Genomic DNA, 9,426 nt, shown 5'->3' on the forward strand with positions numbered 1-9,426 from the left:
AAATGCTATACGCATATTGTATCGCACGCGATGAATCGTGGCGAGTTTTTCAACAGAATCCTCGGATACCTGCCCTTGGCTCATCTCCGACTCGAAGGACCGGAGTGGGTCGAACCAAGGCAGTCATACAATCCATAATCTGACGATAGATCGCCGCCAAATGCTGCGATGCGTAATGGCTGCTGATGGTCAATCTCGGGATGCGGATTCCCTCTTGTTCAACCTATTCGCCGAAGCAGCGCAGGCCGGGAAGGTCGAGGATGGTGATGCTGCCATAGTCGATTTGCAGCAGCCCGGCATCTTCCAGTTTGCGTAGCGCCTGATTGACGCGCTGCCGCGAGATGCCGGCAAGCAGACCGATTTCCTCTTGCGATATCCTTATTTCCAGATTGCTTTCGGGGTAGAGCACCGGGTTGTACAGCGAGGCGAGGCATCGGGCCAGGCGGGAATCGGTGTCGAGCAGGCGCTCGTGTTCCATCATCCCGATAAACTGGCCAAGTCGTTCGTTGAGCTGGATCAGCAGGAAGCGGTTGAAATGAATGCTGTTGTCGTGCAGCCACTGGAAAGTGGCGCGGTTCATATAGGCCACCCGGGTTTCGCGCAGGGCGATTACGTCGTACTTCCGGGGCTCGTCCTTGAGCAGCGAACCCTCACCGAACCATCCACCAGTCGACAGACCGAGGAAAGACGTCGCTTTTCCGGTGCTCCAGATGCTCGCCATCTTGACCAGGCCGTCGAGGACACCCATCCAGTATTCGACCGGCTCTCCTTTCATGCATACATATCCGCCGGTGGGAATGGTGCGAACGGTAATGCCGTCAATCACGCTGCGCAATTGATTTTCCGACAGTTCACGTGCCCAGCTCGAGGCCAGCAGCATTTCCTTTAACGACCGCATAATTTTTGTGCCAATTGTCAGGTAGGCGACAATTATAGTGCCCAGCTCAACTTAGACTGCGCGTTGAACCGGTTTCTGTGCGATCCTGCTAGCGATGAGCCTGGGAGGCATTACGATCAGTCCGGGCAGCAAAATTTCCGCTTGCAACACTACTGAATATCTTGACTGGATTTTAGGACGACAACTCACTATTCTTCACGCTGATGACGGTTAATTGAACCGAGGGGAAATATATGCCAGAGATGGCGTCTTCCCGGGCGATGGATACCTTTCCTCGCCTGTTGTTTCACCATTCTCAGGAGCGCGGCACGAAAACCGCGATGCGCGAGAAGGATCTCGGCATCTGGCAGACGTGGTCGTGGAGCGAGGTTGCCGAGCAGGTGGGCGCCTTGGCGTGCGGCTTGGCCGAGATGGGCTTCAAGCGCGGTGACAACCTGGCGATCATCGGCGACAACCGGCCCCGCCTGTACATGACCATGGCTGCCGTGCAGTGCCTCGGTGGCGTTCCGGTTCCGCTGTATCAGGATGGCGTCGCCTTCGAAATGCTGTTCGTGATGCAGGACGCCGCCATCCGCTACGCGCTGGTCGAGGATCAGGAGCAGGTCGACAAACTGCTTGAGATCAAGGACCAACTACCGCAGCTCAAGCTCATCGGCTACGACGATCCGCGGGGGATGCGCCACTACGATCAGCCGTTCATCCATGACATCGAAGCGTTGATGGCGATGGGGCGGGTCTTTCAGCAGAATAACCCCGGGTTCCTCGACGCGGAAGTGGCGCAGGGTGGGAGCGACGACATCAGCGTCATGCTCTACACGTCCGGTACGACGGGCAAACCCAAGGGCGTTTGTCTGACCCACAACGCGTTTATCAGCGCGGCACGCGGTGGCATCGGGTTTGACGGCCTGAGCGCAGACGAAGACATCCTTTCGTATCTGCCGATGGCCTGGGTGGGCGACCACCTGTTTTCGTATGCGCAGGCCATGTATGCCGGCTTCACCATCAACTGCCCGGAATCCGGCGATACGGTGATGAACGATCTGCGCGAAATCGGGCCAACCTACTACTTTGCACCACCACGCATATTCGAGAATCTGCTGACGCAGGTGATGATCCGCATGGAAGACGCCAGCGTCATCAAGCAGAAGCTGTTTCACTATTTCATGAAGGTCGCGCGGCGTTGCGGTGCCGATGTCCTCGATGGCAAGCCGGTTCCGGCCGGTGATCGCGTGCTTTACGCACTGGGCAACATTCTGATTTTCGCCCCCCTGAAGAACGTGCTGGGTCTGAGCCGGGTGCGGGTGGCCTATACCGCCGGCGCGGCCATCGGGCCTGACCTCTTTCGCTTTTATCGTTCGATCGGCATCAATCTGAAGCAGCTCTACGGGCAGACCGAAACCTGTGCCTACGTTTGCCTGCAGCCCGACGGCGAGATCAAGTTCGACAGCGTCGGCAAGCCGGCGCCGGGCGTCGAAGTGAAGATCGCCGACAACAGCGAAATACTGGTCAAGGGTCCGATGCTGCTCAAGGAATATTACAAGCGACCTGAAGCGACGGCCGAGTCGATCAACGACGAGGGGTATTTCATGACCGGCGATGCGGGCCTGATTGACGAGGAGGGCCATCTCAGGATCATTGACCGCGCCAAGGACGTCGGCAAGCTGGCCAATGGAGCGATGTACGCACCCAACTACATCGAGAACAAGCTGAAATTCTTCCAGCACATCAAGGAAGCGGTGGTTTTCGGCGATCAGCGCAAGATGGTCTGCGCGTTCATCAACATCGACATCGGCGCGGTTGGCAACTGGGCCGAGCGACGCGGCATCGCCTATTCGGGGTATACCGATCTGGCGGCCAAGCCGGAAGTCTATCAACTGATTCAGGACTGTATCGAGAAGGTCAACGGCGAACTGGTCGGCGAAGGTGCTCTGGCCGATTCGCAGATTCACCGCTTTTTGGTCCTGCACAAGGAGCTGGACCCGGACGATGACGAACTGACCCGGACGCGCAAGGTGCGCCGCGACTTCGTCGCCCAAAAATATGCCGTTCTGATCGATGCGCTCTACAGCGGGAAATCCAGCCAGTTCATTGAAACGGCGGTCAAGTTCGAGGATGGCAGACAGGGCAAGGTGGCGGCCGACCTGCTGATCCGGGATATCAAGACCTTCGGCATTGCCGGGAGGGCCGCCTGATGAGTCGGCAGATCGGTGAAGTCATTCTCGACCTGAAAGGCGTTTCGCTGGCTTTCGGCGGCGTCAAGGCATTGAGCGATATCTCCTTCGATGTGCGCGAACACGAGATCCGCGCCATCATCGGCCCGAATGGCGCCGGAAAGAGCTCGATGCTCAATGTGATCAACGGTGTCTATCGGCCGCAGCAAGGCGAAATCATCCTGCGCGGCGAGCATTTCGCCCGCATGAACCCGTACAAGGCCGCCAAAGCCGGTATTTCGCGCACCTTTCAGAACATCGCCCTGTTCAAGGGAATGAACGTGATCGACAACATGATGACCGGTCGCAACCTGAAGATCAGGAGCAATCTGATCCAGCAGGCATTCTGGTGGGGTCCGGCCCGTCGCGAGGAGCTTGCCCATCGCGCCAAGGTCGAGGAGGTGATCGACTTCCTCGAAATCCAGCACATTCGCAAGACGCCGGTAGGGCGCCTGCCGTATGGCCTGCAGAAGCGCGTCGACCTCGGTCGCGCCCTGGCCATGGAGCCGAGCGTCCTGCTGCTTGACGAACCGATGGCCGGAATGAACGTCGAAGAAAAGCAGGACATGTGTCGTTTCATTCTCGACATCAATGACCAGTTCGGTACGACCATCGTATTGATCGAACACGACATGGCGGTGGTCATGGATATCTCCGACCGCGTCGTGGTGCTCGACTATGGGAAGAAGATCGGTGATGGCGATCCGGACGAAGTCCGCGCCAGCCCCGAAGTCATCAGCGCCTATCTTGGCGTCAGCCACTGAGGAGTGAGTCCATGGGTTTCTTCCTTGAAACTTTGATCGGTGGCTTGATGGCCGGCATGCTCTATTCGCTGATCGCGCTGGGCTTTGTGCTGATTTACAAGGCCTCCGGCGTATTCAATTTTGCGCAGGGAGCGATGGTGCTGTTCGCGGCACTGGCCATGGCCAGGTTTGCCGAATGGCTGCCGGGCTGGCTTGGCCTTGAGAGTCTGTGGCTGGCCAACACCATCGCTTTTCTCGTCGCCGCGGCCTTGATGTTTGTCGTCGCCTGGCTGATCGAACGCCTGGTTTTGCGTTATCTGGTGAATCAGGAGGGCGCGACATTGCTGATGGCCACACTGGGTATCGCTTATGTCCTCGAGGGGGTCGGCTCCAGCCTGTTCGGCAACGACGTCTACAGGATCGACGTCGGCATGCCCAAGGACCCGGTGCTCATTCTGGACGGCATCTTCGAGGGCGGCTTGCTGATCAACAAGGAGGATTTCATCACGGCGCTGATCGCCGCCCTGCTGGTCGGGCTGTTGACGATCTTCTTCCAGAAAACTACCACTGGCCGGGCCTTGCGCGCCGTGGCCGACGACCATCAGGCAGCCCAGTCGATTGGCATCCCGCTCAACCACATCTGGGTAATCATCTGGTCCGTCGCCGGTCTGGTCGCACTGGTCGCCGGTGTGATCTGGGGTTCCAAGCTCGGTGTCCAATTCTCTTTGGCGACGGTCGCGCTGCGCGGCTTGCCGGTCGTCATTCTCGGTGGATTGACCTCGATCCCTGGGGCGATCATCGGTGGGTTGATCATCGGTGTGGGCGAAAAGCTATCCGAGGTCTATCTTGGTCCGCTGATCGGCGGCGGCATCGAGATCTGGTTCGCCTACCAATTGGCACTGGTTTTCTTGCTGTTCAGACCGCAAGGTCTGTTTGGCGAAAAGATCATCGACCGCGTGTAATCGAGGAGAACGCAAGTGCTCTACAGGGAAAACGGCCAGTTCAAGACCACCTACGCGGCGGATCAGCAGCTCTTTCCGATTGATCAGGACCGCTGGTCCATTCTCGGTGTCGTGCTGTTTGCCTTCATCGCCGTTCCCCTGCTGGTCGACGAGTACATGTTCCGCGCCATTCTCATCCCCTTCCTGATTCTTTCGCTTGCTGCCGTCGGGGTCAATATCCTGGTTGGCTATTGCGGGCAGATCACGCTGGGCGCCGGAGCGTTCATGGCTGTCGGCGCTTACGCGGCCTACAATTTCCATATCCGAATCGATGGCCTGCCATTGATCGTATCCATCCTGCTCGGCGGCCTTACTTCGGCACTGGTCGGGATCTTTTTCGGGATTCCCAGTTTGCGGGTACGCGGACTCTATCTCGCTGTCGCTACTCTGGCCGCGCAGTTCTTCACTGACTGGGTATTCTTGCGCATTCCCTGGTTTACAGACAATTCATCTTCCGGCTCGGTTTCGGTTTCCAACTTGCAGGTGATGGGCTGGCAGATCAACAACCCGGTAAGCAAATACCTGTTTTGCCTGTTTTTCCTGACGGTCTTCGCGCTGCTGGCAAAGAACATGACGCGCTGCGCCATCGGTCGGCAGTGGATGGCGATACGCGATATGGATGTCGCCGCCGAAGTGATCGGCATCCGGCCACTGGTTGCCAAGCTTTCGGCTTTTGCCGTCAGTTCGTTTTTTGTCGGAACCGCCGGCGCGCTATGGGGTTTCGTCCATCTGGCATCGTGGGAACCGGCAGCCTTTTCAGTCGATCGCTCGTTCCAGTTGCTGTTCATGGTCATTATCGGGGGCCTCGGAACAATCATGGGCAGCTTCTTCGGCGCCGCCTTCATCGTCATTTTGCCGATCGCATTGAATCAGCTACTACCGGCGTTCGGTGGATTGATCGGCGTCGAAATATCCACGGCGGGTGTGTCGCATGCCGAGTTGGTTATCTTTGGCGGCCTGATCGTCTTCTTCCTGATCAAGGAGCCGCACGGCATCGCACGCCTGTGGTCGACCGGCAAGGAGAAGTTGCGGCTCTGGCCTTTCCCGCATTGAGTCGCGTCTTTCGGTTGTTGACCTGTTTTTCGTAGTTGCAGCAGCACCACCAGCACCACAAGTACCACCATTTACTATAAGAGGAGACACAAATGAACCTACGCAAGCTCGCATTAGCTGCTTCACTAAGCGCTGTCGTTCTGTCGTCGCTGGCCACAGCGCCGGCGAACGCCGCAGCCAAGGAGCAATTTTTTCCAGCCCTGGTATATCGGACTGGCGCCTATGCAGCCAACGGTGCGCCATGGGCCAATGGCTATCTCGACTACCTGAAGTTGGTGAATGCGAAGGGTGGCATCAACGGCGTCAAGGTCGTTTTCGAGGAATGTGAAACGGGTTACGCCACCGACCGCGGCGTCGAATGCTACGAGCGTCTGAAAGGCAAACACGGCGGCGCTACGGTAATCCAGCCTCTGTCGACCGGCATCACTTTCGCGCTGACAGAAAAAGCGCCGAAAGACAAGATCCCGCTGATCACGGCCGGTTACGGGCGTAGCGAGTCGTCGAACGGTGCCGTCTTTACCTGGAACTTCCCGTTGCTCGGAACCTACTGGGTCGGTGCCGATGTCGCGATTCAGTATATCGCCCAGAAGGAAGGGGGCATCGCCAAGCTGAAAGGCAAGAAGATCGCCCTTGTGTACCACGACAGCCCATACGGCAAAGAGCCTATCGCTCTGCTTGAGGAACTGTCCAAGAAGCATGGTTTCGACGTGCAGTTGCTGCCTGTGGCGCATCCAGGCGTTGAGCAGAAAGCAACCTGGCTGCAGATCCGTCAGGGCAGGCCGGACTACGTTCTGCTCTGGGGTTGGGGCGTGATGAACTCGACGGCGCTGCGCGAGGCCCAGGCGACCGGCTATCCGCGCAACAAGATGCTGGGCGTCTGGTGGTCGGGAGCAGATCCCGATGTCAAGGACGTTGGCGAAGGTGCCAAGGGCTACAGTGCGCTGACCCTGCAGGACGGTGCCGATTCCAATTCCAAGATCGTCAAGGATATCCTCGCCGCAGTACATGCCAAGGGTGACGGCACCGGACCGAAGGACGAAGTCGGATCCATTCTGTACATGCGCGGGTTGATCTCGGCGATGCTCGGCGTCGAAGGTGTCCGCAAGGCGCAGGAGCGCTATGGCAAAGGCAAAGTGATGACCGGCGAGCAGGTGCGCTGGGGCCTTGAGAACCTTAACCTCGATCAGGCGACACTGGATGCGATGGGGTTCGCTGGCGTGATGCGTCCGGTGCAGACCTCGTGCCTCGACCACATGGGCTCGTCCTGGGTGCGCATCCGGACATGGAATGGAAGTAAATGGGAGACCTCTTCCGACTGGTTCCAGGCCGACGAAAAGACGCTGCGTCCGATGGTGATGCTGGCCTCCGGCAAGTATGCCGACGACAAGAAGCTGACGCCGCGCACGCCTGAAGAATGCAAGATGTAGTTACTGTAGCCGTAATGTTTCCCGGCGGACTCGCTACGGCGAGTCCATTGTCCGCCCTCCCGCGTGCGGGAGGGCAATGCTGCACGTTTCGCGAAGAGACGCCATGAGCGACGCCAACATCATTCTCAGAGTCAACAGCATCGAGGTGATCTATAACCACGTGATCCTCGTGCTCAAAGGCGTTTCCTTCAGCGTCCCCGAAGGAGGCATCGTGGCCCTCTTGGGCGGCAATGGTGCCGGCAAGACGACGACATTGCGCGCGGTCAGCAATCTGCTGCGCGGCGAACGCGGCGAGGTCACCAAGGGAACCATCGAGTTGCGCGACGAGCGGATCGAGGCGCTCACTCCGGCGCAACTGGTCAAACGTGGAGTCATCCAGGTCATGGAAGGGCGACACTGCTTCGCGCATCTGAGCATTGAAGACAACCTGCTGACCGGTACTTATACGAGGACCGACGGCAAAGCGGCGATTGCCGAAACGCTCGACAAGGTTTACACCTATTTTCCACGCCTCAAGACTCGCCGTAGCAGCCAGGCGGCCTACACCTCGGGCGGTGAGCAGCAGATGTGCGCCATCGGCCGCGCACTGATGGCCAACCCGCGCATGGTGCTGCTCGACGAGCCATCGATGGGGCTCGCGCCGCAAATCGTCGACGAGGTCTTCACCATCGTCAAGGATCTGAACCAGAACGAAGGAGTGACCTTCCTGCTGGCCGAACAGAACACGAACATGGCGTTGCGCTACGCCGACTTCGGCTACATCCTCGAAAACGGCCGGGTGGTGATGGAAGGTGCTGCGACCGAGCTGGCCAACAACGAAGACGTCAAGGAGTTCTACCTCGGGCTGTCCTCCGCCGGGCGCAAGAGCTTTCGTGACGTCAAGCATTACCGACGCCGAAAACGCTGGCTTTCATAAACAGGCGTTCTGTCCGTCATGTGACGATTCGACTGCTTTTCTTATTGCGCAAACGACGCTTCTTCCCACCTTACCTGATACGGCGAGCTTGACGCCGAGACAGGCGATGACTCTTGAATTCAGGGACTTGAAATGAACTATTACGATTCTCTTGAAACCCGCCCTCCCGGCGAGCGCGAAGCCTGGCTGATGAATCGTCTGCCGGGCCAGGTGGCACATGCGCAGCAGAAGTCAGCCTATTTCGCCCGCCTGTTTGCCGGGCTCGATGCCAAGGCCGTTCGCTCGCGCGAGGCGCTGGCCCGCTTGCCGGTCACGCGCAAGTGCGACCTGATCGAATTGCAAAAGGCGGCACCGCCGTTTGGCGGGCTGAACGCGACACCGCTCGCCAGTCTGTCGCGGGTCTTCGCTTCGCCCGGCCCGATCTACGATCCCGAAGGGCGCGGGCAGGACTGGTGGCGCTTCGGTCGGGTGCTGTTTTCGGCGGGATTTGTGGCGGGCGACCTGGTGCACAATACCTTCGCCTATCATTTTACGCCGGCCGGCTTCATGCTCGAAGGCGCGGCGCGCAAACTGGGCTGCCCGGTATTCCCCGCCGGCACCGGACAAACCGATATGCAGGTACAAGCCATTGCCGACCTCAAGCCGGTGGCTTATGTCGGCACGCCGTCCTTCTTGCGCATCATTCTTGAAAAAGGGGACGAGCTCGGCGCCGACGTGTCCTCGCTGAAAAAAGCCGTCGTTTCCGGTGAGGCGCTACCTGCCTCCGTGCGCAAGCTGCTCAATGACCGCGGCATTGTCGTCCGTCAGGCCTATGCTTCGGCGGACCTTGGCGTTATCGCCTACGAATCGCCAAGCGAAGAGGGGCTGGTCGTCGAAGAGGAGATTCTGCTCGAAATCGTTCGTCCGGGAACGGGCGATCCGGTGGCCGACGGCGAAGTCGGCGAAGTCGTCGTCACCAGTTTCAATCCGGATTATCCGTTGATCCGTTTTGCCACCGGTGACCTCTCGGCCATACTCGCCGGCGTCAGCCCTTGTGGCCGAACCAACGTGCGCATCAAAGGCTGGATGGGACGCGCCGACCAGACGACCAAGGTCAAGGGTATCTTCGTTCATCCCGCGCAGGTCGCCGCGGTTATTGCGCGGCATGCGCAGATTGGCAAGGCGCGCCTGGTGGTCGA

The 9,426-nt window shown here is 58.8% G+C and carries 8 protein-coding genes; 7 read left to right on the forward strand and 1 reads right to left on the reverse strand.

Features of this window, described 5'->3' with window-relative positions; genetic code table 11:
• Positions 1 to 223: 223 nt before the first annotated feature.
• Complete coding sequence (locus PROAA_RS04125) at positions 224 to 826, reverse strand: Crp/Fnr family transcriptional regulator (protein ID WP_245664150.1); 603 nt, start codon at positions 824 to 826, stop codon at positions 224 to 226.
• Between the two features lie 305 nt (positions 827 to 1,131).
• Here PROAA_RS04125 and PROAA_RS04130 point away from each other — a divergent pair, with 305 nt between their 5' ends.
• From PROAA_RS04130 to PROAA_RS04160, 7 genes are all read left to right on the forward strand, one after another.
• Positions 1,132 to 3,090, forward strand: coding sequence for an AMP-dependent synthetase/ligase (locus PROAA_RS04130; protein WP_186410123.1), 1,959 nt, complete (start codon positions 1,132 to 1,134; stop codon positions 3,088 to 3,090).
• Positions 3,090 to 3,872 (forward strand): ABC transporter ATP-binding protein, encoded by a 783-nt coding sequence (locus tag PROAA_RS04135; RefSeq protein WP_186410124.1) that lies wholly within the window; start codon positions 3,090 to 3,092, stop codon positions 3,870 to 3,872. Before PROAA_RS04130 ends, PROAA_RS04135 begins: the two co-directional genes overlap by 1 nt.
• 11 nt (positions 3,873 to 3,883) lie before the next feature.
• A complete protein-coding gene (locus PROAA_RS04140) occupies positions 3,884 to 4,813 on the forward strand; it encodes a branched-chain amino acid ABC transporter permease (RefSeq protein ID WP_186410125.1) in 930 nt (309 codons plus the stop codon).
• Between the two features lie 15 nt (positions 4,814 to 4,828).
• Positions 4,829 to 5,905 carry a branched-chain amino acid ABC transporter permease gene (locus PROAA_RS04145; protein WP_186410126.1) on the forward strand — a complete coding sequence of 359 codons (1,077 nt, stop codon included), beginning with the start codon at positions 4,829 to 4,831 and terminating at the stop codon, positions 5,903 to 5,905.
• Positions 5,906 to 5,997: 92 nt separating this feature from the next.
• Positions 5,998 to 7,332, forward strand: a complete 1,335-nt coding sequence (locus PROAA_RS04150; protein ID WP_186410127.1) for an ABC transporter substrate-binding protein — start codon at positions 5,998 to 6,000, stop codon at positions 7,330 to 7,332.
• A 103-nt stretch (positions 7,333 to 7,435) separates the two neighbouring features.
• Positions 7,436 to 8,248 carry an ABC transporter ATP-binding protein gene (locus PROAA_RS04155; RefSeq protein WP_186410128.1) on the forward strand — a complete coding sequence of 271 codons (813 nt, stop codon included), beginning with the start codon at positions 7,436 to 7,438 and terminating at the stop codon, positions 8,246 to 8,248.
• A gap of 132 nt (positions 8,249 to 8,380) precedes the next feature.
• Positions 8,381 to 9,426, forward strand: a 1,046-nt coding sequence (locus tag PROAA_RS04160) for a phenylacetate--CoA ligase family protein (protein WP_186410129.1), incomplete at its 3' end; no start/stop codon positions are given.

The sequence above is a fragment of the Candidatus Propionivibrio aalborgensis genome (genome assembly GCF_900089945.1).
In the GTDB taxonomy this organism is placed as follows: domain Bacteria; phylum Pseudomonadota; class Gammaproteobacteria; order Burkholderiales; family Rhodocyclaceae; genus Propionivibrio; species Propionivibrio aalborgensis.

Bases quoted from the DNA above. Each gene is read 5' to 3' on its own strand.
- PROAA_RS04135 (WP_186410124.1), top strand. From the start codon at position 3,090: ATGAGTCGGCAGATCGGTGAAGTCATTCTCGACCTGAAAGGCGTTTCG.
- PROAA_RS04155 (WP_186410128.1), top strand. From the start codon at position 7,436: ATGAGCGACGCCAACATCATTCTCAGAGTCAACAGCATCGAGGTGATC.
- PROAA_RS04150 (WP_186410127.1), top strand. From the start codon at position 5,998: ATGAACCTACGCAAGCTCGCATTAGCTGCTTCACTAAGCGCTGTCGTT.
- PROAA_RS04140 (WP_186410125.1), top strand. From the start codon at position 3,884: ATGGGTTTCTTCCTTGAAACTTTGATCGGTGGCTTGATGGCCGGCATG.
- PROAA_RS04130 (WP_186410123.1), top strand. From the start codon at position 1,132: ATGCCAGAGATGGCGTCTTCCCGGGCGATGGATACCTTTCCTCGCCTG.